This window comes from Aeromonas sp. BIGb0405 (assembly GCF_024807335.1).
GTDB classification, from domain to species: domain Bacteria; phylum Pseudomonadota; class Gammaproteobacteria; order Enterobacterales; family Aeromonadaceae; genus Aeromonas; species Aeromonas rivuli.
Genome location: NZ_JANUEP010000004.1, coordinates 152,597 through 177,887, shown reverse-complemented (window position 1 = coordinate 177,887; position 25,291 = coordinate 152,597). Strand labels below are relative to the sequence as shown.

The following is a 25,291-nucleotide window of genomic DNA, read 5'->3' as shown; positions in this document are numbered from 1 at the left end:
ATTCCGCCTGGCTCACAGGTACAACACATTGGCTGCGATCTGGGCGAGGTGTCACCGACGATGGGTATTCAGCCCAGATCACAGGTAGCACTCACTGGCTAGGAGGGGTGTAACCTTCAATGTCGACTTCACCCGCTTCAAACAGGTAGCTCACCATCTCTTTCTCCAGCAACTGACGATGCTCGACGTTCATCATGTTGAGCTTCTTCTCGTTGATCAACATGATCTGTTTGCGCTGCCATTCGGTCCAGGCTTCCTGGCTGATGTTGTCGAAAATGCGTTTGCCAAGTTCACCCGGGTAGAGTTGGAAAGCCAGGCCGGGGGCCTCTTTTTTCAGGCGTTGGCAAAAAACGGTACGGCTCATATGGACCTCTGTGGTTGCAAATCGGGATAGCCCAGCAGGCGCGCGGTGGCGGCGGCCAGACCGACCTCATCTGGATGGCACAAGTTATACCAGAGTCGGGTATCGGCTTCCATGAGCGAGGCGGGTGGCGCCTGCTCAAGTTCGATGAGCAGGGGGCGGATATCCAGATGAAAATGGCTGAAAGTGTGGCGAAATCCGGCCAGCTCCCGATAGGGTTGCCCGGTCAGTCCCAGCCGGTTCAGGCAGGGGTCAACCGCCTCCAGGCTGTCAACCTGAGGGAAGCAGTAGAGGCCGCCCCATATCCCCTGGGGGGGGCGCTGCTCGAGCAGCAGTCGATTGCCCTGGCGGATCATCAGCATGATGCCGTTGCGGGCCGGGATGCTCTTTTTCGGTTTGCTGTTGGGGTAAGCGATGGGGTTGCCCTGCGACAGCCCCTGGCAATCGGCCTGCACCGGGCAGCGTTCACAGGCCGGTTTGCTGCGGGTGCAAATGGTGGCGCCCATGTCCATCATGGCCTGGTTGTAATGGGCGACCCCCAGCCGTGGTGTGAGTCGGGTCGCCAGCTCCCACAGATCATTTTCCACCGGCTTCTGACCGGGCCAGCCGGGCAGGGCCAGCCAGCGGGTGAGCACTCGCTTGACGTTGCCATCCAGGATCGCATGAGGCTGGCCGAGGGAGAGGGAGAGCACGGCGCCCGCCGTGGAGCGACCAATGCCAGGCAAGGCGACCACCTCGTCAAACTGTTCGGGGAACAGGCCCTGGTGCCGGTCGCGGATCTGCTGGGCCGCCTTGTGCAGGTTGCGTGCCCGGGCGTAGTAGCCGAGCCCGGTCCAGTGGTGCAACACCTCATCGATGGGGGCATCGGCCAGGGCCATCACGTCCGGGAAACGCCCCATGAAGCGCTCATAGTAAGGGATCACGGTGGCGACCTGAGTCTGTTGCAGCATGATCTCGGAGACCCAGACCCGATAGGGGGTCTTCTCCTGCTGCCAGGGCAGGGTCTTGCGTCCATGGATCTGATACCAGTCCAGGATACGGTTGGCGAAGGTGGTGTCGCTCGGTGTGCTCACATTGTGCTCATGTTATCTAGCTGAGAGCGGAAAGGAGTAACGGACGGCGGCCATGGCCGGAGCCCCGTACAAGGGCTGGCTGGTGCAGCGCGTTGACTCGCATTGCTCTCATCTTGTTGATTAAAAAGGGGAGCTCTGAGGCTCCCTCTCTTGTGTTTGCCGCGTTGAACGAACCTGACCCGGCAGCCTGGTCGCGGCGGACGGGATTACCCCAGCCAATCCTGCAAGGCCTTCAGGCTGACGGATTGGCCGGCCACGCCGAGGACTATGTAGTCCTGGGCAATGGCTTGCAGGATGACGCCGGGCGCCACCTCGTTGCCTTCCCGCACCTCACGGCCATTGATCACCACGCTGCGCTTGGCCGGATTGGAAGAGTAGAGGTGCGCCCCATAGGCGAGCCGAGGGATCTGCTGACGCAGTGCCGGAGGCAGTGCCGCAATGGGGACGACCTGGGACGCCGCAGACTGGGTCTGAAGCGGGGCGGACTCTGGCTCGGGCTCCAGCGGCACATTGTTGAGGGCGCTTTGCAGCAGCGCGGCGAGATCCTGGTTGCCGGGTTCGTGGATCACCTGTTCCTGGGCCGGCTTGGGCTGAACCACGGGTTCGGGCAGGGGGGGCGGCAGCGGGCGGGTGATCATCTCCCCGGGTTCGACCCGCATGAAAGGCGCCGTGACTATCTCCTTGACCTCGACTCTCTCTTCTATGGGGCGGTTATGAAGCAGATGCCAGCCATAATTGGCCGCGGCCCCCATGGCGATGGCCAGCGGTGCCAGCAACCACCAGATCCAGGCGCGGTTTGGTTCTTCTTCCCGGGTGACCGGCAGCCCCATGGCGGGAATATGGGGGGCGTGCTGGGGGGCATCGGCCCGTCGCAGGGCCTTGAGCAGGGTCGACATCAGGCAGTCACTCCAGGGAGAGGGCGGACGGAGGCAACATGGTTCGCTGCCAGGATGGCGGTTGGGGCTCGCATCAGGAGGCATCCTCCAGCTTGGGCATGGGTTCACCGGCCAGCACGTTCAGGTGCAGCAAGGTATTGCTACCGGCGATACCGTCCGGATTGAGCCCCTGTTCACGCTGGAACTGCTGCAGCTTGGCCTTGAGCGCGCCATCGAAGCGCTTCACCTTGCGCTCGGGTTGCTGCAAGGCCCGGCTCAGAGCATTGTCGAGCCACTGTACCTGCTCGGCGCCAGCGTTGTTGCCAATCAGGGCCACCCCACCCTTGGGCAGGCGCCACAGCAGGGTGTAACTGCCCCCCCAGTTGTCTTCAAGCCATTGGCGTTCCACCTGCCAGCGCTGCTTGCCGATCAGCAAGGATGCCTTGTCTGGGCCGAGCTGGGTGAGGGTCGCGTAATAGAGACCGCCGTTCTCATCATTCAGACTGATGAGTGCCGGGTATTGCAGGGCTTGCAGCTCCAGGAGGGAGGCCTCGCCCTCCTGGCAGCGCAGCCCGGCGCGGGGGGCATTGTCACAGATGGCCTCCTCCAGACTGGTCTGATAGCCCCACACCTTGAACAGATTCTGCATGGCGACATCGGGCTCGATGGCCTGATTGATGGCACGGGTCAGCTGCTCCTGCTGCTCGGCGCTGTTGTCGACCTTGACCGGCACTTCCACCTTGACCACGGGACGCTCGGGGAAGATGCCGACGAACTGCCAGCCCCACCAGCCGAGGGTGACCAGCAGGGCGCCAGCCAGGGCCACGGTCAGCCCGGATTGCCAGCTTCCTTCGTCGCGAATGCCACTCACTTCATAGGCCGCCACACTGATGTCCTTGTGGCTCACCTTGTGGCTGGCCCGGGCAAAGGCGCCGATCAGGGCGCGGTCGCAGATGAGGTTGATGAGCCGCGGTATGCCGCCGGAGAGCCGGTGCAGGGTGGCGAGGGCCTTGGGGGTGAAGATGGGTTGCACGCAGCCCGCGACCTGGAGACGAAAGCGCACATAGGCATCGACGTCCGTGGCCGAGAGCGGCAACAGGTGATAACGGGCCGTGATGCGCTGGGCCAGCTGACGCAGCAGAGGCTGGCGCAGCATCTGTTGCAGCTCGGGTTGGCCGATGAGTACCACCTGCAGCAGCTTCTTCTCGTCGGTCTCCAGATTGGTGAGCAGCCGCAACTGCTCCAGTACCCCGGGCAGCAGGTGCTGCGCCTCATCGACCAGTACCACGCTGCGCTTGCCCGCCGCCAGATTGGCGAGCAGATGGTCGCGGATCAGATCAAACAGCGTCTTGAGGCCGGCATCGGCGCCATAGGGCAACTGATACTCATCACAGATGGCCGCCAGCAGATCCCGTTCGGTGAGCGAAGGATTGAGGATGTAGGCTATCTCGGTGTCGGCGGGCAGCTGTTGCAGCAGGCAGCGGGACACAGTGGTCTTGCCGGTGCCCACCTCGCCGGTGAGCAACACGAAGCCTCCGCCATCTTGCAGGCCGTAGTTGAGATGGGCGAGCGCCTCCCCGTGCCGTTCACTCATATAGAGATATTTGGGATTGGGCGAGATGGAGAAGGGCGCTTCCGACAGACCGAAGAACTGTGTGTACATAAGGATCCATTCCATTGTTATGGCGGCAGGTTAAAGCCTCACCGGGGTTATGTCAAAGACCCGAAAACCCCGGCAAGCAGGGGCCATCGTGCCCGAGCGGCAAAGCCGATATAATCGGGGCAGCATCCATGAGGGAGAGAGTCGATTTGCAGATCTATCTGGTAGGGGGGGCGATCCGGGATCGCCTGTTGGGATTGCCGCAAGGGGACAGGGATCATCTGGTGGTCGGGGCCACGGTCGAGCAGATGCTGGCGCAAGGTTACAGCCAGGTCGGTCGCGATTTTCCGGTGTTCCTGCATCCCAAGACCCATGAGGAGTATGCGCTGGCGCGCACCGAGCGCAAGCAGGGCCAGGGCTACACCGGCTTCGTCTGCCATGCGGCGCCCGATGTCACGCTCGAACAAGATTTGCTGCGCCGGGATCTCACCGTCAATGCCATCGCCGAGGATGAGGCTGGCCAGCTCCATGACCCCTATGGTGGTTTGCAGGATCTTGAGCAGCGGCTGCTGCGCCATGTCTCCCCTGCTTTTAGCGAGGATCCCTTGCGTGTCTTGCGGGTGGCCCGCTTCGCGGCCCGCTTCCATGCCCAGGGCTTCGTGGTGGCGCCAGAGACCCTGGCCCTGATGCGCGAGATGACAGAGGCGGGGGAGTTGGCCCACCTGACCCCGGAGCGGGTCTGGAAGGAGCTGGAGCGGGTATTGATGGGGCCGACCCCGGCGGTCTTCTTCGAGGTATTGCGCTCATGTGGCGCCCTCAAGGCGCTCTTCCCCGAACTCGATGCCCTGTTTGGGGTACCGGCGCCTGCCAAGTGGCACCCGGAGATTGATACCGGCATCCACACCCTCATGGTGCTGGAGCAGGCTTGCCAGCGCTCTTCCACCCTGGCGGTGCGCTTTGCGGCCCTGTGTCACGACTTTGGCAAGGGGTTGACCCCCAAAGAGTTCTGGCCCAGCCATCATGGCCACGGTCAGAAGGGATTACCGCTCATTCGTGATTTTTGCGAGCGCTTCAAGGTGCCTGGAGATTGCCGGGATCTGGCGCTCTTGGTGAGCGATCTGCACACCCATATCCACATCGCCTTCGAACTCAAGCCCGCCACCCTGCTCAAGGTGTTCGACAAGGCGGATGCCTGGCGCAGGCCGGAGCGCTTCGCCCAGCTGCTCGATGCCTGCCGCGCCGACTTCCATGGCCGTACCGGCTTTGAGGAGCGAGTCTATGCCGAGCCGGATTATGTGGCGCAGGCGCTCGAAGCGGCTCAGGCCGTGCCGGTCAAGGAGATAGTGGCGGCAGGTTTCAAGGGGGAGGCGATCCGCGAGCAGCTCGCCAAGCGGCGGCTCGATGCCATCAGCCGGGTCAGGGACGAGTGGACCTTCCTGGACGAGACATGAGGCTGCCAGGGTCAGGGGAACGCTGATAGGGCACCGTCCCTGGAGAGTGGGAGATGAGGATAAAAAAAGCCCGGGTCATTGACCCGGGCTTTTTGCTGGCGGAGTGGCCTGTATCAGGAGAAACAGGCTTCCAGCACATAGAAGATAACGATGGCCAGAATGGCACCCGCGGGCAGGGTGATGACCCAGGAGACCACGATATTGCGCAGCACGCCCAGGTTCAGGGCCGCGATACCGCGGGCCAGACCCACCCCCATGACGGCACCCACCAGTGTCTGGGTGGTGGAGATGGGCAGGCCGGTACCAGAGGCGATCACCACGGTGGCCGCGGTCGCCAGCTGGGCGGCGAAGCCACGGCTCGGGGTCAGGTGGGTGATGCCGGTACCGACAGTCGCCATCACCTTCTCGCCCATGGTCGCCAGGCCAATGACGATGCCTATCCCACCCAGGGGCAGGATCCACCAGGCGATCGAGGAGTTGCCGGTGATCTGGCCTGCACTCTCGACGGTGGAGACCACGGCGGAGAGCGGGCCTATGGCGTTGGCGACATCGTTGGAGCCGTGGGCAAACGCCATGGCACAGGCGGTGATCACCATCAGGATGCCAAATACCTTCTCCACGTTGGCGAAGTGCATCTTGTTGTCATCGACCGGGTTGTAGTTCTGTCTACGAATGTAGAACCAACCCGCAATGGCCAGGGCGATGGAGATGCCCACGGAGAGCAGTATGCCCTCACTGTTGCTCAGATGCAGACCAACGTGGGACAGCCCCTTCTTGATGGTCACCAGACAGATGACCAGCGCGGTCAGAAACATGTAGAAGGGGACGTAGCGCTTGGCGTTGCCCAGGGGATCATCGGTGTTGAAGATGAGCTTCTGCACGCTGATGAACATGAAGTAGGCGATGACGCCGGAGAGCGCCGGCGTCACTATCCAGGAGCCCACTATGCCGCCGAACTTGCTCCACTGCACCGCTTCCGGACCGACGCTCACCACGGCAAAACCAACGATGGCGCCAATGATGGAGTGGGTGGTGGAGACGGGCCAGCCGAAGTAGGAGGCCAGGATCAGCCAAAGACCCGCCGCCAGCAAGGAGGAGATCATACCGAGCACCAGAATGTCCGGGCTATCGGTGAAGGCGTTGGTATCTATGATGCCATTGCGTATGGTGGCAGTGACTTCACCACCGGCCAGATAGGCCCCGGCGAACTCAAAGATCATGGCGATGATGATGGCCTGACGGATGGTCAGGGATTTGGTGCCGACCGACGTGCCCATGGCATTGGCAACGTCATTGGCGCCAATACCCCAGGCCATCAAAAAGCCGAACAAGGCCGCCACGATCACCAGAGTGGTGCCGTAATTCGCGATAATGTCCATTAGTAATTTTTACCCAGTCAGTCGATTAGGAACGAGCCAGCATCAGTTCCAGACGGGCGCCTACACGCTCAGCCTGGTCCGCCAGATCACCAACCCATTCGAGGATCTTGTACAGGAAAATAACGTCGATCGGATTGTAGTTGTGCTCCACAGTCTGGAGTTTCTGCCGCAAACCAATCTGCATGGTATCAGTATCGTCCTCGATCAAATCCAGCTGATGGATCATCTCGGCAACCATCTCAACTTCACGTCCCTTGAAGCCGGTTTCGAGCAGCTCATCGAGTTCTCCGATGGCTTTTTCGGCTTGGGCGGTCGCATCGATACAGCGTTTGAGATAGGCCATGACGTCGGCACGCATCTCGGTGGGGAATTCCATATGACGGCCCAACATGCGGCCGGAAATGTCCTTGGCACGATTGGCTATCTTGTCCTGTTGGGTCAAAAGCTCCAGCAAGTCGGTGCGCGCAACCGGCAGAAACAGACCGCGAGGCAGTTTCAGACGAATTTCACGCTTGAGGATGTCGGCTTCTTTTTCCAGTTGGGAGATCTGCTGACGAATACGTTCGGCATCACTCCAACGACCATCGGCGATGGCGTCAAAGAAGGGGATAAGTTGCTGAGAACACTCGTGAACTTTCACAATATGCTTTTGCAACGGCTTGATGGGCGACTTGGCAAAAAGCCCTAAAATAGTATTTACTGGCATGGTAAAAACCTGTGTCGGTGAAAAAACACTCGATACGATTCTATGAGGCGCGCATGGTAACCGAACTGCGCGACCAATAAAACAGCGAACTTCATCTTAACGTCACGCAGGCAGTATATCCGCGCCGTCTGGTGGCCGCCTCCCTAAACTCCCTTTTTGCCCGGAAAACCTATGCAAACCGAGATTGAAATCAAATTTCTCATCGCTAGCGCCCCCCATGATGACTTGGGGCATAAGCTGAGTATCCTTTTGAATTCACTCACTATTTTCTCTCACTCCCAGGCATTGCTCGGCAACACCTACTTTGATACCGCAGACTTGGCGCTGCGTCGGCTCGACATGGGGCTGCGTATCCGCCGCAGCGATGATTTCGCTGAACAAACCATCAAGTGTCGGGGCCAGGGAGTGGGGGGGTTGCATGCCAGACCTGAATATAATGCCCCTGTCATGGGTGACTCGCCGAATTTGGGCGATTTTCCTGCCACTATCTGGCCCAAAGGGGAGGATCTGGCCGCCTTGCAGGCTGCGCTGTTGCCCCAGTTTCGAACCGATTTCCTGCGCCGCCACTGGCTGATCGCCTATGAGGGAGCAGAGATAGAGCTGGCCTGGGATCAGGGGGAGATAGCGGGCAAGGGGGGATGTGAGGCTATCGATGAGTTGGAGCTGGAGCTCAAGACGGGGTCGACGGCGGCCCTGCTCGCCCTGGCAGAGCGCCTGGGGGCCATTCCCGGCTTGAGACTGGGCGTGCAGTCCAAGGCCCAGCGCGGTTATCGTTTGGCGGGGCTGGGCAAGGCGCTGGTGCCGCGCGCCATCCCCTCAGTGGCACAGTGGGACGCCCTGTCGCTGCGCCAGCGAGTACAGGCAGGCCTCGAACATTGGCAGCATCATGAGCAGATCTGCGCGCTGCAAGAGGATGTGAGCGGCTGGCCCGGCCTGATGGCGGGTCTGGCGCTGATAGCCAAGGGGCTGGATGGCGCTCAAGAGCGTCCGGAGTGGGCCCAGGGTTTGACCGATACCCGGGCCGAGCTTACGAGCCTGGATGAGGCAGGGCAAGCGACCTGGCTGTCTCGGGCCGATTATGTACCGCTACAGCTTGCCATCATTGCCTGGCTGCAATCCTGAGCAAGGGCGTCGCCCGGGCGGCACTACTTTTCTACTCGCCGAGTTAATAGCCAGGCAGCAAAAAACAGGCAGCAAAAAGGAGTGAGGCCATGCCCCACTCCTTTTGTCTGTCTGGAGCCGGTGTTGTCTGCCCGGATGGGGCGTTAGCGTACCTGGGTGTAGATCTTGGCGGTGCTGGTGATGCTGGCGCTCCCCTCACAGGTCTGATCGAGCAGCGTGCGCTCGCAGGGTTCTCCGTTGAGTTCGATGCAGAAATCGAAGCGGGTCTGGCTCTTGAGGGTTTGATGGCTCTTGTTGAATTCGGTCGGCTGCCACTGCCAGCGGGAGAGGGCCTCGATGGCGGCATCGGAGTAACGCTCATCGGTGCGTGACACTATGCGTATCTGGGCCGCCTCGCCGCTCGGGGTGATCAGATATTCCAGGGTGGTGCAGCCCATCTCACCGGCGGCGACCGCCTCCTTGGGATAGCGGGGCTCCACTGTGCGGCTGGGCTGCCAGTTGGCGGAGACTTCACTGGCCGAACTGAGTGGTCTTGGGCCGAAATCCAGCGATGGGGATTGCTGGCTACAGGCGCTGACTCCCAGTAGTGCGACGCTCAATAGAGTGATCTTGTTCATTTGCTTCCCTTCATGGGCCCTGGCGCCCTGTCCTGCTTATCATTTTGATTATTAATAAAATATCACGCTTCGATTGAAAACCTTTGGCTGTCAAAAATGATAAGGAAATCGTGAAAAGGCGGTTTTCCCAGCAGTTTCACATCAGTAATAACCGGGATCTTCCTTGCTGGGCCTGGTCTTGAAGCGACGATGCAGCCACATATACTGCTCGGGGGCTCGGCGCACGGCGGTTTCAATTTCCCGATTGACCCGCGCGGCATCCGCCAGCTCATCCCCACTAGGATAGTCCGCGAGTGGCGCCCCTATATTCAGTTCGTACCCCTTGGCGGTACGAATGTTGTAGCAGGGCAGGGTGACGCTGTTCTTGACCCGGGCCAGGGTGGCGGTACCTGTGATGGTGGCGGCCTTCTCGACCGCGAAGTAGGGCACGAAGACGCTGGCATGGCTGCCGTAGTCGTGGTCCGGTGCGTACCAGAGCGCATCCCCGTTGCGCAGCGCCTTGATCATCCCCTTCACGTCGGTGCGATCGACCAGGTACTTGTTGGAGGCGCAGCGGCCATGGTACTGGGCATACTCCAGCACCGGATTGGTATTGGGGCGATAGACGCCGACCCCGGGCCTGACCAGGCCGAAACAGCGGGCGTTGAGTTCCAGAGTCAAGAAGTGGCAGGAGAGCAGCAACATGCCCTGGCCCTTGGCCACGGCGTTGTGGACATGCTCTTCCCCCTTGACCGTCATCAGCTTGCGCATGCGCCAATCCGGCCAGAACCAGGCCATACCCACCTCGAAGATGGCGCAACCTACGCTGTCGAAGTTCTGCTTGAGCAGCACCTCGCGCTCGTCCCGGCTCAGTTCGGGCAGGGCCAGCTCAAGATTGCGACGGGCAATTTTCACCCTGGACTTGAGCAGACGGCGGGCGAGGGCGCCCAGGCCACGACCCAGCCACATCTGGGTACGCCAAGGCAGCAGAACCAGCAACCAGAGCAGGGAAAGCCCTAACCAGCTGCCCCAATAGCGGGGGTGAAATAGAGGAGGGGTGAGGCGGGGAGTATTATCTTGGGCCATGAAGATTCTCGTGTTCGCAAACTCAGTCGGGGGATTCTAGCCGAAAAATACGGCCGCTGGCGAATGGCGCGGCCAATGGCGTTGTTAACACGGCGCCAGAGACTGTGATAAAATCCTCTGCTGATTTTTCCGGTTGTGAGAGTCGATACAGATGAAGATCACCCTGCCCGATTTTGAAAAAGCCCGCGTACTGGTTGTCGGCGATGTCATGCTGGATCGCTACTGGCATGGCCCCACCGGTCGTATCTCGCCGGAAGCGCCGGTACCCGTGGTCAAGGTAGAGCACATCGAGGAGCGCCCGGGTGGCGCGGCCAACGTGGCGCTCAACTCGGCGGCCCTCGGCGCTCACGCCGTGCTGCTGGGCCTGACCGGGCAGGATGAGGCCGCCGATGCGTTGGCGAGCCAGATGGCCGGGGTCAAGGTGGCCTGCGACTTCGTGCGCCTCAGGGACTATCCCACCATCACCAAGCTGCGGGTATTGTCACGCAACCAGCAACTGCTGCGCCTGGACTTCGAGGAGGCCTTCCACGATGTCGACGCCTCGCTGCTGATGGGCAAGGTCGAGCAGGCGCTGCCTCATGCCGATGTGATGATCCTCTCCGACTATGGCAAGGGCGCGCTCAACGATGTGCCGGGCATGATAGCCCGTGCCCGTGCCGCCGGTATTCCTGTGCTGGTTGACCCCAAGGGGACCGAGTTCGAGAAGTACCGTGGTGCCACTTTGCTCACCCCCAACATGTCCGAGTTCGAGGCGGTGGTGGGCAAGGTGAAGAGTGAACAGGAATTGGTCAGCCGTGGCCTGGAGCTGGTCAAGCGCTTCGAGCTGGATGCCTTGCTGGTGACCCGCTCCGAGAATGGCATGACCCTGATCCGTGCAGGACAGGAAGAGTTGCATCTGCCCGCTCAGGCCCATGAGGTCTATGACGTGACCGGGGCCGGTGACACCGTCATCTCGACCCTGGCTACCGCTCTGGCCGCCGGCAAGACCCTGGACGAGGCGTGCGCCCTGGCCAACACCGCCGCGGGCATAGTGGTCGGCAAGCTCGGTACCTCCACCGTCAGCCCGGTCGAGCTGGCTAATGCGCTCTACAACGAGCACGAGACCGGCTTTGGTGTGCTCTCCGAGCAGCAGCTCAAGATAGCGGTCGATGCCGCTCGTCGTCGTGGCGAGAAGGTGGTCATGACCAACGGCTGCTTCGATATCCTGCACGCCGGCCATGTCTCCTATCTTGCCAATGCAGGCAAGCTGGGGGATCGCCTGATCGTCGCGGTCAACACCGATGAATCCGTGCGCCGCCTCAAGGGGCCGGGCCGCCCGGTCAATCCGACCGAGCGTCGCATGACCGTATTGGCCGCCCTGGGTGCCGTGGATTGGGTCGTGCCCTTTGCCGAGGATACCCCCCAGCGCCTGATCGCCGAGATACTGCCGGATCTGCTGGTCAAGGGGGGTGACTACCAACCCGAAGAGATCGCCGGTTATGACGAAGTGACCGCCAATGGCGGCGAGGTGCGAGTCCTCAACTTCGAGGATGGCTGCTCTACCAGCGACATCATCAAGACCATTCGCGAACGCGGATAAGCGATAGCCGCCCTGAAAAACCGGCCAAGGCTGGTTCTTCGGGCTGTTATTCAGCGCGGTTGTTCGCCCGGGATGGTGAGCGGCACTCATAAAAAAGGCGACCTCAGGGTCGCCTTTTTCGTTAGTGCAGGGTCAATCAATAGGTACGGCTGGTGCTCTTGGGGGCATCGGCTGGGGCAATCATCAGGCCCTGGTTGACCTCTACGATATCTTTCTGCTCCAGCACGCCCGCCGCCTGCTTGAGGGAGAGGATGCTGAGGATGTAGTTGTAACGTGCCTCGGAGAGCTTCTGCTTGGCGTCATACAGCTTGCGGGTCGAGTCGAGCACGTCGACTATGGTACGGGTGCCCACTTCATAACCGGCTTCGGTCGCCTTCAGGGCGCTCTCGGCGGAGATCACCGACTGGCTGTAGGCACGGACCGAGCCGATGCTGGCGTTCACGTTGTTATAGGAGGAACGCACGCTGCTCTGCACGGAGCGGAAGCTGCGCTCAAGCTGCTCGCTGGCTGCCACATAGTTGTATTGGGACTGTTTGACCTGGGAGGTCGTCGCGCCGCCGGTATAGAGCGGCAGCTTGAAGGTCAGCCCTATGTTGGCCTGGTTATCGTTACCGTCCGAGTTCATGGTCTCGTCCTTGTAATCGTAATAACCGGTGTTCAGACCGGCGCCCAGATCCAGGGTCGGCTCATGACCGGTCTTGGCCAGATCGATCTGCTCCTTGGCGATGTCTTTGCCGATGCGGGCGCTGTGCAGCTCCAGGTTCTTGTCCAGGGCAACTTCCAGCCACTTGTCAGAATTGAAACCGGTTTTTTGCGGCGTGAAGCGGTCGGTGTTGAGCACGTCCAGATTGCGGTGATCGACACCGGTCAGCTCACGCAAGGCTTCGTAGCTGTTATCCAGGTTGTTTTCGGCATTGATCTCGTCGGCAAGGGCCTGGTCACGAGAGGCTTCGGCTTCGTGCACGTCGGTGATGGCGGTCAGACCCACTTCGAAACGCTGCTGGGTCTGCTCGAGTTGACGCTCGACCGCGGCCTTGTTGGCGCGTACGAATTCCAGGGTGTCCTGGGCATTGAGCACGTTGAAATAGGCCTGGGAGGTCCGCACCATCAGACGCTGGTATTCCAGGTTGTAGGTGACGTCAGACTGGGTGGCGCTCTTCTCGGTCAGGTCCAGGTTGACCCAGTTGCTGCGACGGTAGATGGACTGGTCCAGAGAAAGGCTGCCGGTGGCATTGCCATTGGTCTGGGTGTCGCTCTTGTTGGCCAGGTAGTTGAGACCGGCACCCAGGTTGATCTGGGGCAGCAAGGAGGCGCGAGACTCATTGATCTTCTCGAAGGCCTGGTCGCGGCGGGCCTTGGACTCCAGCAGCTGGGTGTCCTTCTGTTGCGCCTGGGTATAGATGTCGAGCAAGTTTTCAGCGTGGGCACTGGCGCTGAGGCCGAGCAGGACCATGACTGACAGGAGTGTTCTGTTCATAGATTCTCTTAACCTTATGTATTAACTCGAAGCTGCCACTGGATGTAGGAAAGATATTGTCACCAACCAAACTGGATTTCAGCTTAATCGAGTCACTATCTGCAAAATTTCACGAAAGCCGTCCGGTTCTGACCCGAAGAAAAGGAACAAAAACAGCGGGGTTTTTCTCCCGCGAACGCCTAGCCAAATGCCCTGTGACTGCTAAAATCCATCGCTCATCGATATCAAGGGTGAGTGAATGAATGTTCATTCATGAACTCGGATTTTATGGTCTAACCGGGCCAAGTCAAGCCGACGGGAGCAGCAGATGTCGCAGCAAGCCTTGCCAGATACCGTCCATTATGGCGTGGAAGATGTAAAAATCATTGAAAAATCAGTAGGGTATAACGGTTTTTTCAAAGTGAACGTCTATCGTTTGCAGCACAGGTTATTTGCCGGGGGCTGGAATGAACCCATAGTGCGCGAGCTGTTCGAGCGGGGTCATGCCGCCGCGTTGTTGCCCTATGATCCGGTGCGCGACGAGATAGTGCTGGTCGAGCAGTTCCGTATCGGTGCCATCGAGACCAGTCCCACTCCCTGGCTGCTGGAGCTGGTGGCCGGCATCATAGACGAAGGGGAGACCGCCGAAGTTGTGGTGCGCCGGGAGGCGGTGGAAGAGGCGGGCATCGAGGTGGGTCGCTGTGAGCATGCCATCAGCTATCTGGTGAGCCCCGGTGGCAGCACGGAGCGCATCGAGGTGTTCGTGGGCGAGGTGGATGCCAGTCAGGCCCAGGGTCTGCATGGCTTGGCCGAGGAGGGGGAAGACATCCGGGTGCACAGGGTGAGCCGCGAGCAGGCCTATGCCTGGCTCAAGGAGGGGCGTATCGACAACGCCGCTTCCGTCATCGCCCTGCAGTGGCTGGCCCTCAATCACGGTGAGCTGCGTGCGCGCTGGCTGGCTGGGCGCTAAGGTGGCGCTCACCCTGCAGCAGGCTAAGCGCTATGTGCCTGATTTGATGTCCTTGCAGCGTACCTGCGAGGTTAACTATATGGCGTTGATGAAGTTGCTGCCTCCCGGCGGCAGCGTAGGAGCCGAGCGCCGCTATCAGGTCGGCAATGGCCTGCAGTTCCAACTCACCGTCAGCGAGGAGAGCCGGTTCACCAGTCAGGTGATCCTGGCTCAGCACAACCCTGAGTTACCGGACTATTTGCAGACTCGCATAGAGATTCGTTTGTATCATGATGTGCGAATGGCGGAAGTGTGTGCGGCGCAACAGATTTCCAGGTTGCAACCACGTTATGATTACCCCAATACAAAAATGCACCAACGGGATGAAAAAGAGCAGGTAAATCTGTTCCTCGCCGATTGGCTCAAGTTTTGTCTCAGGCACGGTACCAGTCTGATTAACATCCTCTAGTTGAACCAATAAAAAGAAGCGTGATCTTGGACACAGAGCTACCTCAGGCGCCCGACGGCAGTGTGCGCCTGTTACAGATAACCGATACCCATCTGTTCGCCAGCGGTGAAGGCAGTCTGCTGGCCGTGCGGACCGCCGACAGCCTGGCTGCCGTACTCGAACGGGTTCAGGTCAATGCCCATCCGTTCGACCTTATTCTGGCGACCGGGGATCTCTCCCAGGATCACAGTCCGGAATCCTACCAGCGTTTTGCCTCCATGATGGCGCCCCTGTCGCGCCCCATCTACTGGCTGCCCGGCAATCACGACGACGGCCCCCTGATGACCGAGTACCTGCATGCGGCCGGGATCAGCGAGGCCAAGCAACTGGTGGGGGATCACTGGCAGATCATACTGCTCGACACCCAGGTGCGCGGCAAACCCCATGGGGTGCTTGGGGATCACCAGTTGGCGGCCCTGGATCTGGCCCTGCGCCAGCACCCGGAGCGCCATGCCCTCATCGCCTTGCATCATCAGGCGGTGCCGGTGGGCTGCGCCTGGCTGGATCAGCACAACCTCAAGAATGCCGATGATCTCTTCGCCGTACTGGCGCGCCATCCGCAGCAAAAAACCATCCTGTTTGGCCATGTCCATCAGGAGTTTGACGAGGTACACAGGGGAGTGCGTCTCATCGCCAGCCCCTCCACCTGCATCCAGTTCAAGCCGCTCTGTGAGGGCTTCACTCTGGATGAGTCGGGCCCGGGTTGGCGTTACCTGACCCTGCACCCCGATGGCCGTATCGCCAGCCAGGTGTGGCGCCTGCCCCTGGGCCAGTTTGTACCCGACCCGAATGCCACCGGTTATTGAGGGGCTGATATGAACGTGGTGCTACTTTATCCTTGGGATGTCAACGCGGCGCCAAGGTTGCTCGGAGGGGCACGATGAGTTCAGTGTTGCTTTATCTGCACGGTTTCAACTCCTCACCCGGTTCGGCCAAGGCGCACCAGATGGCCGATTGGCTCGCCGAACACAGGCCCGACATCGAGGTGCTGATCCCGGCGCAGCCCAATACCCCGGCAGCAGCCTGGGCGGCCATAGAGCAGACCATCGCGGCCGCGCAGGCCCGCCACGGCGACCGCCTCAGGCTCGGCGCCGTGGGCAGCTCCCTGGGCGGTTTTATGGCGACCCGGGTGAGCGAGCGCTATGGCTGCCGCGCCGCCTTAATCAATCCGGCGGTACGTCCCCATGAGTTGCTGCAAGATTTCTTGGGGCCACAGACCAATCCCTATACCCATGAGCGCTATGAACTGCTGCCCCGGCACATGGACGAGCTCAGGGCGCTGGCGGTGCCGGTGACGGCACCGGATCGGCTCTGGGTGCTGCAACAGCAGGAGGACGAGGTGCTCGACTATCGCAAGGCGCTGAGCGAGTACTCCTTTGCCCGGCTCTCCCTCGAGTGCGGTGGCGATCACAGCTTCGTCGGCTTCGAGCGTTTCCCGGCCCAGATAGTCCATTTTCTGGGGCTCTGAATCATGGCTCCCGACACCCACCCCCAGTCAGACCCCCAAGAGAGCCATCACCCGGACTCGCGATCCGGCCCAGACCAGCCTCGGCTGGCTTCTTTTCTGGAACAGGTGCTGGCCACGGCCCAGGCCGGACTGACCTACTCCAGGGATCCCTTCGACATAGGGCGCTTTCATGCCCTGCGCGATGCCACCGCTGCCCTTATCGCCGAGCAGAGTGCGCAGGATCCTGTGCGGATTGCTGACTGGATTGCCCTGGATAGCGGCTATCCGACCCCCAAGCTGGATGTGCGCGCCCTGATCCTCAACGAGCAGGGGCAGCTGCTGTTGGTGCGCGAGCGCAGCGATGGTTGCTGGACCTTGCCCGGCGGCTGGTGCGATATCGGTGACTCACCGGCGGGGGCCGTGGTGCGAGAGGTGGTCGAGGAGACGGGTTTGGTCTGTCGCGCCGTGCAACTGCTGGCGCTGTTTGACAAGCTCAAGCATCCCCATCCGCCGCAACTGCCCCATGCCCACAAGGCCTTCTTCCTGTGCGAGGTGACGGGAGGGCAGCTGCTCACCGAGACGGACGAAACCCAAGACGCCGCCTACTTCTCCATCGACGCCTTGCCCGCGTTGTCGCGTCATAGGGTGGTGGCGTCACAACTGCGTACCTTGCATGCCCATGTGCAGCAGGGACGGCGCGATACCCTGTTCGACTGATCCCGTCAGGGCGAGGCCCAGGGGCAAGGAGGCTGCATGATCAAACGCATCGGCAATACCCCCATCGAAGAGACACACAGGGCCAGCTGCCATTGCGGGGCCGTGGTACTGGAGCTCAGTCTGCCGGACGGCGTGGTGGATCCACGGCGCTGTGACTGCTCTCTGTGTCGGCGGCGCGGCGCCATCGTCGCCTCGGTACCGCTGGCGGCGATCCGCATACTGCAAGGGGAAGAGGTGCTGCGCTGCTACCAGTTCAATACTCGCACCGCCCGCCACTATTTTTGCGGGAGATGCGGCATCTATACCCATCATCAGCGCAGATCCAATCCAGCCGAGTATGGCTACAACCTCGCTTGCCTCGACGGTGTCAATCCGTTCGAGCTGGGTGAGGTGCCGCTGCGGGACGGGGTAAATCACCCGGCCGACCGATAAGGGGGCCAGCTGTTGCTGTAGCGACCCGAATGGCTGTGTTAACCTTGGCAAGCCTGCCCCGGTGCAGGTCATAACGGGTTTCTTCAGCCCTTCTTCGCCAAACAGGGAGCACGCCAGTGATGACCCCTTCAGCACTGCCCGATCTGATCCTCGGCGCCTCGCTCTATTTTCCGCCCCTGTTCAAGGCGGTGTTGCTCGGGCTGCTCGGCTGGCTGCCGCTGCATCGTCTGGTGCGCGACTGGCTCTATGGCGGTGATGTCTGGCACCCCATGCTGATGGATCTCTCCCTCTTCGTACTCGCCGTGTGCGGCGCTCTCTGGATCTTGCTACATGGCTAAATCACCGCTGGCGACTCTCAAATATCTATCTACCCTGCTGGTCTGCGCCCTGGCGCTGGGGGCCGCCTGGTGGCTGTGGAACTACTACATGCAGGGCCCCTGGACCCGGGATGGCAAGGTGCGGGCCGAACTGGTCAGCGTCACCCCCGAGGTGTCGGGCAAGCTGCTCGATGTCCGGGTGCAGGACAACCAGTTGGTAAAGCAGGGAGAGCTGCTGTTTCGTATCGATCCCGAGCCCTATCGCATCGCCGAACGCAATGCCATGGCCGCTCTGAGCAAGGCGGAGTCCGACTTTGCCAAGGCCAGTCACGAGGCGAGCCGCAGACGCAACCTGGCGCGCAATGTCATCTCGGCGGAGGCGGTGGACGAGGCCAAGCTGAATCAACAGGCGATGCAGGCAGCCTTTGAGGTGGCCAAGGCCAACCTGGCCCAGGCGCAGTGGTCCCTGGCCAAGACGGATATCCATGCCAGCACCGATGGCTACATCACCAACCTGCAAACCCGGGTTGGCAACTATGCCAGTGCGGGGACCCCGCTGGTGGCGCTGATCGATACCCACTCCTTCTATGTGCTCGGCTATTTCGAGGAGACCAAGCTGCGCCATATTCGTATCGGCAGGCGGGCCGAGATAGTGCTCTACAGCTCGGACAGGCCCTTGACGGGCACAGTGGAAAGCATAGGGCGCGCCATCCATGATCAGAGCCTGGAGTCAGGCTCCGGGTTGCTGGTGGATGTCAAACCCAATGTGCCCTGGGTGCGCCTCGCCCAGCGGGTGCCGGTGCGCATTCGACTCGACAAGGTGCCCGCGGATGTCACTCTGATAGCCGGCACCACCGCCTCCATCGCCATCCATGACTGATACGCCCTTGCCAGCAACCTGGTTGGCTTTGATCGCAGGGCTTGGCTCTGATGGCGACGACGATCGAGGGCTGCGGTGATGAAGCTGGCACTGCCCCGCTGGCACCAAAGCCCCTGGGGCAAGGCGAGCGCGGAACAATGGCGCTATGCCCTGCGCAATGGCCTTGCCATGTGTCTGGCACTCTGGCTCGCGTTCGTGCTGCAACTCGACTCACCTTACTGGGCCATGACCTCGGCCGCCGTGGTGAGCTTCCCCACCGTGGGGGGCGTCATCAGCAAGAGCCTGGGAAGGGTGCTGGGCAGTCTGATGGGAGCCGTGGCCGCCATCTTGATCGCCAGTTATGGCCTGGCCGATCCCTGGCTGTTCAGCCTGCTGATTGCACTCTGGATAGGGCTGTGCACCTATGTCTCCAACCACTATCAGAACAATGTCTCTTACGGCTTTGCCCTGGCTGGCTACACGGCGGCCATCATTGCGTTCTCCTGCGTCAACGTCGATGACCCTCTCTACATCTTCGACATAGCCCAGGCGCGGGTGAGCGAGGTGATCACCGGCATCCTCTGCGGCGCCTTCATGATGATGCTGCTGCCGAGTACCGGCGATGGCGAGACCCTGCTCGGCTCCCTGCGCCAGAGTCAGGCCCGCCTGCTCGAACATGCCCAGCTGCTCTGGCAGGGGCAGAGCAATGCCGAGATCCGCCACGCCCACCAGGGCATCATCAGCCAGATCCTCACCATGAATGTGCTGCGTATCCAGGCGGTATGGAGCCATCACAGATTCAGACGCCACAACCGGCTGTTCAACTACCTGCTTCACCGCCAATTGCGCATGACCAGCCTCATCTCCGGGGTGCGTCGCCTGCTGCACAACTGGCCTGCGCCGCCTGCCGGACTGGACGCCTTGCTCGCCGAGCTGCTCGGGGCTTTGGCCGCCCCCGACTGTGACAAGCTGCGCATCGCCCGCCTGCTGGCGCCCCTGGCCGGGAGCGAGGATTATCGCACTCAGGTTTTCTGGCAGCGACTGCGCCACTTCTGCTGGTGCTATCTGGAGGCGCAGCGCTGGCTGGATCGCTTGGCGCAGGCCAGGCAGAGAGGGCAGGACGAACCGGCACACTGGCCCGCCCCTCCCAGATTGGCACCGCTCGCCATGCACACCGACAGCTATGAGGCGGCCTATAACGGCGCGCGCACTTTCCTCTGTGTGCTGCTTGGCTGCATCTTCTGGTTCCAGACCCAGTGGGATGCGGGCAGTTCGGCGCTGACCTTGCTATCGATCAGTTGCGTGCTCTATTCCGCGGTTCCGGCGCCGCTCAAGAGCGTGACGACCATGTTGCAGGCCATAGTGCTGCTCAGTCTGGTCTGCTTCGGAGTCAAGTTCGGCTTGATGATCCGGTTGGAGGCGCTCTGGCCCTTCATCCTGCTACTGCTGCCGACGCTGGTCACCATGCAGCTCATCAAGTTGCAGCGGCCAGCCAGCGCCGCGCTCTGGGGGCAGTTGATCGTGATGCTTGGCTCCTTTCTCGCCATCTCGAATCCCCCTCGCTATGACTACCTCGGTTATATCAACGGCAGTCTGGCCCAGATGCTGGGGGTGATGGCGGCCGGGCTGGCGTTTCAGATCCTGAGACCGAGCTCGGATGGCCGCAAGAGCAGCCGCCTGATGCGTCGTCTGCGCCGGGATTTTATGGATCAGCTGCGCACCGGGCCGCGCCTGGGTGAGCACGAATTCGAATCGCGCATCTATCACGCCATCAGCCAGCTCAGTCTGAGCCAGGATCAGCACTCCCGGCTCTGGGTATTGCGTTGGGGGGTGGTGTTGCTCAACTGCAGCCACATCGTCTGGCAATTGCGGGAGTGGCGCGGGCTCAATCCCGCCCTCTATCCGGTGCGAGATCGCTGCATTCGCAGTCTGAAGGGGATATTGACCGAGGGAGGGGTGCAGCAGGAGCGGCTTGGCCACACCCTGAGCGAGCTGGCACGCCTGGATGCGCTGCTTGCCCGCCATCCGGACAGGGAGTCCCGCGCGCTGGCCGGCCTCATCTGGCGGTTGTCCAGCTCGCTCTCCCAACTGCAACAGGCGCTGCCCAGCGACTGAGCCGGTTCTTGGTCGGACTCTGTTCCCTTGCCAACCAGCAACGGGGACGGCCGAGTGATGAAGCCCGGCCTTGGCGGTCATTTCCCTCGCCCCGGTCACTCTTTGCCGTCGTCTAATTTGTCCAAGGCCCTCCCAACGAGTAAGATTCTCCCCAAACGTCAATTTGCAAGGCCCTCCATGTCCACTCAATACAATGCCGATGCCATTGAGGTCCTCAATGGCCTCGAACCGGTGCGTCGCCGTCCCGGCATGTACACCGACACCACCCGGCCCAATCACCTCGGCCAGGAGGTCATCGACAACAGCGTCGATGAGGCGCTGGCGGGCCACGCCCGTACCCTGGAGGTGACCCTGTTTGAAGACCAGTCCCTCGAGGTGATCGATGACGGCCGTGGCATGCCGGTCGACATTCATCCGGAGGAGGGGGTCTCGGGGGTGGAGCTGATCCTCTGCAAGCTGCACGCGGGGGGCAAGTTCTCCAACAAGAACTACCAGTTCTCCGGCGGTCTGCACGGGGTGGGCATCTCGGTCGTTAACGCCCTCTCCGATCGGGTCGAGGTGACGGTACGCCGCGACGGCCAGGTCTATGACATCGCCTTCGAGCGCGGCGACAAGGTGCAGGAGCTCACCATCACAGGCACCTGCGGGCGCCGCAACACCGGCACCCGGGTGCGCTTCTGGCCAGAGGCGCGCTATTTCGACTCGCCGCGCTTCTCGGTCTCCAAGCTGGAACACCTGCTCAAGGCCAAGGCCGTGCTCTGCCCCGGCCTTACCATCAAGTTCCTCGACAAGAACACCGGCATCAAGCTGGAGTGGTGCTACGAAGATGGCCTCAAGGATTATCTGATCGATGCGGTCAAGCAGTTCACCTGCCTGCCGGAGCAGCCCTTCGTCGGCTCGTTCAGTACCGATCAATCCGCCGCGGACTGGGCCCTGTGCTGGTTGCCGGAAGGGGGCGAGTGCCTCGCCGAATCCTATGTGAACCTGATCCCCACCGCCCAGGGCGGCACCCACGTCAACGGCCTGCGCCAGGGGCTGCTCGACGCCATGCGCGAGTTCTGCGAGTTCAGAAACCTGCTGCCGCGCGGGGTCAAACTGACCCCGGAAGATATCTGGGATCGCTGCGCCTACATCCTCTCCATCAAGATGCAGGATCCCCAGTTTGCCGGTCAGACCAAGGAGCGGCTCTCGTCCCGCCAGAGCTCGGCCTTCGTCTCCGGGATAGTCAAAGATGCGTTCAGCTTGTATTTGAACAGCAACACCGAGCTGGCGGAGCAGATCGCCGAGATCTGTATCTCCAGTGCCCAGCGCCGGCTGCGCGCCGCCAAGACGGTGGTGCGCAAGAAGATAACCCAAGGCCCGGCTTTGCCCGGCAAGCTCACCGACTGCAACTGCGCCGATCCCATGCAGGGGGAGCTGTTCCTGGTGGAGGGTGATTCGGCGGGCGGCAGCGCCAAGCAGGCGCGGGATCGAGAATTCCAGGCGATCATGCCCCTGCGTGGCAAGATCCTGAACACCTGGGAGGTCGAAGCCGGTCAGGTGCTCGCCTCCCAGGAAGTGCACGACATCTCTGTGGCCATCGGCCTCGATCCCGACTCCGAAGATCTCAGTGGCCTGCGCTACGGCAAGGTGTGCATCCTCGCGGATGCGGACTCGGACGGTCTGCACATCGCCACCCTGCTCTGCGCCCTGTTCGTGAGGCACTTCCGCACCCTGGTCAACAAGGGCCACGTCTATGTGGCCATGCCGCCGCTCTACCGGATAGATATCGGTAAAGAGGTGTTCTACGCCCTGGACGAGGACGAGAAGAACGGCGTGCTGCAGCGGGTCGAGGCCGAGAAGAAGAAGGGCAAGGTGATGGTGACCCGATTCAAGGGGCTGGGTGAGATGAACCCGAAACAGCTGCGGGAAACCACCATGGATCCCAACACCCGCCGCCTGGTGCAGCTCACCATGGGCGAGCTGGAGGAGGGGGACGAGACCCTGCAGCTGATGGACATGCTGCTGGCCAAGAAGCGCTCCGGAGATCGCCGGGAGTGGCTGGAAGAGAAGGGCAACCTCGCCATCATCTAAGCCAATGGTGTCCGTCGCCAGTCGACCCGAATTTCAGGCGCCCCACCCGGTGGCGCGCCCCAGCAAGAGCACAATCCTATGAGTGATGCTATCGAGCTCAGTCTGTTGGATGAAGTAGAGCGCCAACCGGCTCTATAACCGAAAGAGAACAAATCTATGAGCGATCTAGAGCTCAGTCTGGACGGGGTAGAGCGCCAGCCGATGCGCGCCTTCACCGAGCAGGCTTACTTGAACTACTCCATGTACGTCATCATGGACCGGGCTTTGCCCCATATCGGCGATGGCCTCAAGCCGGTGCAGCGGCGCATCATCTACGCCATGAGCGAGCTGGGGCTCTCCGCGCTCTCCAAGCACAAGAAGTCCGCCCGAACCGTGGGTGACGTGCTGGGTAAGTACCATCCCCACGGTGACAGCGCCTGTTATGAAGCCATGGTGCTGATGGCCCAGCCCTTCTCCTACCGCTATCCGCTGGTGGACGGTCAGGGCAACTGGGGTGCGCCGGACGATCCCAAATCCTTCGCCGCCATGCGTTATACCGAGGCGCGCTTGTCGCGCTTCTCCGAGCTGCTGCTCTCCGAGCTCGGCCAAGGCACGGTGGAGTGGACGCCGAACTTCGACGGCACCATGAAAGAACCCTTGGTGCTGCCGGCTCGTCTGCCCCACATACTGCTCAACGGCATCACCGGCATCGCGGTGGGCATGGCGACCGATATTCCGCCCCACAACGCCCGGGAAGTGGCCCATGCCTGCGTGGAGCTGCTCGACAACCCCAATGCGGGGCTGGATGTGTTGATGCAACACATCCAGGGGCCGGACTACCCGACCAATGCCGAGATCATCACCCCGCGCGATGATATCCGCAAAATCTACGAGACCGGCAAGGGCTCCATCAAGCAGCGGGCGGTGTGGAACGAGGAGGATGGCGACATCGTCATCACGGCGCTGCCCCATCAGGCCTCCGGCGCCAAGATCATGGAGCAGATCGCCGCCCAGATGGTGGCCAAGAAGCTGCCCATGGTCACCGACCTGCGCGACGAATCGGACCACGAGAACCCGACCCGTCTGGTGATCATCCCCCGCTCCAACCGGGTGGACGTGGAGGCGCTGATGGCCCACCTGTTCGCCACCACGGACTTGGAGAAGAACTATCGGGTCAACCTCAACATCCTGGGGCTGGACAACAGACCTCAGGTGAAGACCCTCAAGATGATCCTCGCCGAGTGGATCATCTTCCGCCGCGAGACGGTGCGTCGCCGTCTGCAGTATCGGCTCGACAAGGTGCTGGCCCGCCTGCACATCCTCGAAGGCTTGCTGGTGGCCTACCTCAACATCGACGAGGTGATCGAGATCATCCGTACCGAGGATGAGCCGGGCAGGGTGATGGTGGAGCGCTTCAACATCAGCGAGACCCAGGCCGAGGCTATCCTCGAACTCAAACTGCGCCATCTGGCCAAGCTGGAAGAGTTTAAGCTGCGCGCCGAACAGGACGAGCTGGCCATCGAACGTGACAAGCTGGAGCTGCTGCTGGGCTCGGAGCGCCGCCTCAATACCCTGCTCAAGAAAGAGCTGCTGGCGGATGCCGAGAAGTACGGCGACGATCGCCGCACCCCGCTGGTGGAGCGTGCCACCGCCGTGGCGCTGACCGAAAAAGAGCTGACCCCGAGCGAGCCGGTCACAGTCATCCTCTCTGACAAGGGTTGGGTGCGGGCCGCCAAGGGCCACGACGTGGACGTGGAAGGCCTATCCTACAAGGCGGGGGATGGCTATCTGGCCCACGCTTGTGGGCGCAGCAACCAGCAGGCGGTGTTCCTCTCAAGCCTTGGCAGAACCTACGCGCTGGAGGCCCATGGTCTGCCATCGGCCCGCAGTCAGGGGGAGCCGCTCACCGGCCGCTTTGCGCTGGGGGCCGGGGAAGAGGTGCGTCATCTGGTGATGGGCAACGAGGGTGAACCCTATCTGATCTGTTCCGATGCCGGTTATGGTTTCGTCTGCACCTATGACGATCTCATCGGCAAGAACAAGAACGGCAAGGCTCTGCTCAGCGTGCCGGAAGGGGGCCTGGTGATGGCACCCCAGAAGATCGGCTCGCCGGAAACCGATCTCTGCATGGCCATCTCCAACGAGGGGCGCATGCTGCTGTTCCCGCTCAGCACCCTGCCGGTGCTCGGCAAGGGCAAGGGCAACAAGCTGATCAGCATTCCGTCGGCGCGGGTCAAGGCGCGGGAAGAGTTTATGGTGATGGCCGCCATCATACCGCAGGGGCAATATGTCACCCTGTTTGCCGGCAAGCGCAAGCTGACTCTCAAACCCTCGGATCTGGACTACTACCGCGGCGAGCGCGGCCGCCGCGGCGCCAAGCTGCCCCGCGGTTTGCAGCGGGTGGATCGCATCGAGATTGAAGCCGCCGCCGGTGCCGAGCCGGTAGCAGGGGAAAATCAGGAAGCGTGATAAATAGAAAGGGCGCGAAAGCGCCCTTTCTCTACATTAAAAATCAAATAATAGGTGTTAAGCTGTGTGATTTAGACTTGAGCTGGTAGAACTCTGCGGTATAAACAGACCGTCTGCTATGAGCGAGAAGTAGACCTAATAC

Annotated in this window: 23 protein-coding genes; 14 read left to right on the top strand and 9 right to left on the bottom strand. The window is 61.4% G+C overall.

Annotated elements, in window-relative coordinates; genetic code table 11:
* Window positions 1-91: 91 nt before the first annotated feature.
* The 4 genes from M2366_RS12045 to M2366_RS12030 all read right to left on the bottom strand — a co-directional run bounded on the left by M2366_RS12045 (window position 92) and on the right by M2366_RS12030 (window position 3,972).
* Entirely contained in the window at window positions 92-364 is a 273-nt protein-coding gene (locus M2366_RS12045; RefSeq protein ID WP_005895067.1) for an oxidative damage protection protein, read from the bottom strand.
* Window positions 361-1,434, bottom strand: coding sequence for an A/G-specific adenine glycosylase (gene mutY, locus M2366_RS12040; RefSeq protein ID WP_224431975.1), 1,074 nt, complete (start codon window positions 1,432-1,434; stop codon window positions 361-363). The genes M2366_RS12045 and mutY overlap by 4 nt, the downstream gene beginning before the upstream one ends.
* Before the next feature lie 206 nt (window positions 1,435-1,640).
* Window positions 1,641-2,330 carry a GspB family T2SS assembly factor variant ExeB gene (gene exeB, locus M2366_RS12035; protein ID WP_224431976.1) on the bottom strand — a complete coding sequence of 230 codons (690 nt, stop codon included), beginning with the start codon at window positions 2,328-2,330 and terminating at the stop codon, window positions 1,641-1,643.
* A gap of 73 nt (window positions 2,331-2,403) precedes the next feature.
* Window positions 2,404-3,972 carry an ExeA family protein gene (locus M2366_RS12030; RefSeq protein ID WP_224431977.1) on the bottom strand — a complete coding sequence of 523 codons (1,569 nt, stop codon included), beginning with the start codon at window positions 3,970-3,972 and terminating at the stop codon, window positions 2,404-2,406.
* A 146-nt stretch (window positions 3,973-4,118) separates the two neighbouring features.
* On the opposite strand from M2366_RS12030, the gene M2366_RS12025 reads away from it, so the two are divergent.
* Complete coding sequence (locus tag M2366_RS12025; protein ID WP_259269894.1) at window positions 4,119-5,360, top strand: multifunctional CCA addition/repair protein; 1,242 nt, start codon at window positions 4,119-4,121, stop codon at window positions 5,358-5,360.
* Window positions 5,361-5,473: 113 nt separating this feature from the next.
* Here the strand turns inward: M2366_RS12025 and M2366_RS12020 are convergent, their stop codons facing one another.
* Window positions 5,474-6,739 carry an inorganic phosphate transporter gene (locus tag M2366_RS12020; RefSeq protein ID WP_042041709.1) on the bottom strand — a complete coding sequence of 422 codons (1,266 nt, stop codon included), beginning with the start codon at window positions 6,737-6,739 and terminating at the stop codon, window positions 5,474-5,476.
* A 25-nt stretch (window positions 6,740-6,764) separates the two neighbouring features.
* On the bottom strand, window positions 6,765-7,445 hold the full coding sequence (locus tag M2366_RS12015; RefSeq protein WP_005894260.1) for a TIGR00153 family protein: 681 nt from the start codon (window positions 7,443-7,445) through the stop codon (window positions 6,765-6,767).
* Window positions 7,446-7,616: 171 nt separating this feature from the next.
* On the opposite strand from M2366_RS12015, the gene M2366_RS12010 reads away from it, so the two are divergent.
* Window positions 7,617-8,567, top strand: a complete 951-nt coding sequence (locus M2366_RS12010) for an inorganic triphosphatase (protein WP_259269842.1) — start codon at window positions 7,617-7,619, stop codon at window positions 8,565-8,567.
* Between the two features lie 143 nt (window positions 8,568-8,710).
* On the opposite strand, the gene M2366_RS12005 is transcribed toward M2366_RS12010, so the two are convergent.
* Together M2366_RS12005 and lpxL are read right to left on the bottom strand one after the other, a co-directional pair.
* The gene (locus tag M2366_RS12005; protein ID WP_042041705.1) at window positions 8,711-9,184 is read right to left on the bottom strand and encodes an energy transducer TonB; all 474 of its coding nucleotides are present in this window, start codon (window positions 9,182-9,184) and stop codon (window positions 8,711-8,713) included.
* 141 nt (window positions 9,185-9,325) lie between these two features.
* On the bottom strand, window positions 9,326-10,249 hold the full coding sequence (gene lpxL, locus M2366_RS12000) for an LpxL/LpxP family Kdo(2)-lipid IV(A) lauroyl/palmitoleoyl acyltransferase (protein WP_042041704.1): 924 nt from the start codon (window positions 10,247-10,249) through the stop codon (window positions 9,326-9,328).
* Window positions 10,250-10,400: 151 nt separating this feature from the next.
* Between lpxL and hldE the strand changes: the two genes are divergently transcribed.
* The gene (gene hldE, locus M2366_RS11995; protein ID WP_042041703.1) at window positions 10,401-11,828 is read left to right on the top strand and encodes a bifunctional D-glycero-beta-D-manno-heptose-7-phosphate kinase/D-glycero-beta-D-manno-heptose 1-phosphate adenylyltransferase HldE; all 1,428 of its coding nucleotides are present in this window, start codon (window positions 10,401-10,403) and stop codon (window positions 11,826-11,828) included.
* A 136-nt stretch (window positions 11,829-11,964) separates the two neighbouring features.
* Here the strand turns inward: hldE and tolC are convergent, their stop codons facing one another.
* A complete protein-coding gene (gene tolC, locus M2366_RS11990; protein ID WP_042041702.1) occupies window positions 11,965-13,305 on the bottom strand; it encodes an outer membrane channel protein TolC in 1,341 nt (446 codons plus the stop codon).
* A gap of 307 nt (window positions 13,306-13,612) precedes the next feature.
* Here tolC and nudF point away from each other — a divergent pair, with 307 nt between their 5' ends.
* The 11 genes from nudF (at window position 13,613) to parC (ending at window position 25,149) form a co-directional block, all read left to right on the top strand.
* A complete protein-coding gene (nudF, locus tag M2366_RS11985) occupies window positions 13,613-14,254 on the top strand; it encodes an ADP-ribose diphosphatase (protein ID WP_224431982.1) in 642 nt (213 codons plus the stop codon).
* 1 nt (window position 14,255) lies between these two features.
* On the top strand, window positions 14,256-14,702 hold the full coding sequence (locus tag M2366_RS11980; RefSeq protein WP_259236886.1) for a DUF1249 domain-containing protein: 447 nt from the start codon (window positions 14,256-14,258) through the stop codon (window positions 14,700-14,702).
* A 26-nt stretch (window positions 14,703-14,728) separates the two neighbouring features.
* Window positions 14,729-15,547, top strand: coding sequence for a 3',5'-cyclic-AMP phosphodiesterase (cpdA, locus tag M2366_RS11975; protein WP_259269841.1), 819 nt, complete (start codon window positions 14,729-14,731; stop codon window positions 15,545-15,547).
* 74 nt (window positions 15,548-15,621) lie between these two features.
* A complete protein-coding gene (locus tag M2366_RS11970; RefSeq protein WP_224431985.1) occupies window positions 15,622-16,209 on the top strand; it encodes a YqiA/YcfP family alpha/beta fold hydrolase in 588 nt (195 codons plus the stop codon).
* Window positions 16,210-16,293: 84 nt separating this feature from the next.
* Window positions 16,294-16,905 (top strand): NUDIX hydrolase, encoded by a 612-nt coding sequence (locus tag M2366_RS11965; RefSeq protein WP_259269893.1) that lies wholly within the window; start codon window positions 16,294-16,296, stop codon window positions 16,903-16,905.
* A gap of 36 nt (window positions 16,906-16,941) precedes the next feature.
* Window positions 16,942-17,337 (top strand): GFA family protein, encoded by a 396-nt coding sequence (locus M2366_RS11960; protein WP_259236888.1) that lies wholly within the window; start codon window positions 16,942-16,944, stop codon window positions 17,335-17,337.
* Window positions 17,338-17,456: 119 nt separating this feature from the next.
* On the top strand, window positions 17,457-17,675 hold the full coding sequence (locus M2366_RS11955) for a DUF1656 domain-containing protein (RefSeq protein WP_005894245.1): 219 nt from the start codon (window positions 17,457-17,459) through the stop codon (window positions 17,673-17,675).
* A complete protein-coding gene (locus tag M2366_RS11950; protein WP_259269840.1) occupies window positions 17,668-18,534 on the top strand; it encodes an HlyD family secretion protein in 867 nt (288 codons plus the stop codon). The genes M2366_RS11955 and M2366_RS11950 overlap by 8 nt, the downstream gene beginning before the upstream one ends.
* A gap of 78 nt (window positions 18,535-18,612) precedes the next feature.
* Window positions 18,613-20,628, top strand: coding sequence for an FUSC family protein (locus M2366_RS11945; protein ID WP_259269839.1), 2,016 nt, complete (start codon window positions 18,613-18,615; stop codon window positions 20,626-20,628).
* A 177-nt stretch (window positions 20,629-20,805) separates the two neighbouring features.
* Window positions 20,806-22,701: a DNA topoisomerase IV subunit B gene (gene parE / locus M2366_RS11940; RefSeq protein WP_259269838.1), complete on the top strand. Its 1,896-nt coding sequence runs from the start codon at window positions 20,806-20,808 to the stop codon at window positions 22,699-22,701.
* A 156-nt stretch (window positions 22,702-22,857) separates the two neighbouring features.
* Window positions 22,858-25,149: a DNA topoisomerase IV subunit A gene (parC, locus tag M2366_RS11935; protein ID WP_259269837.1), complete on the top strand. Its 2,292-nt coding sequence runs from the start codon at window positions 22,858-22,860 to the stop codon at window positions 25,147-25,149.
* Window positions 25,150-25,291 lie beyond the last annotated feature (142 nt).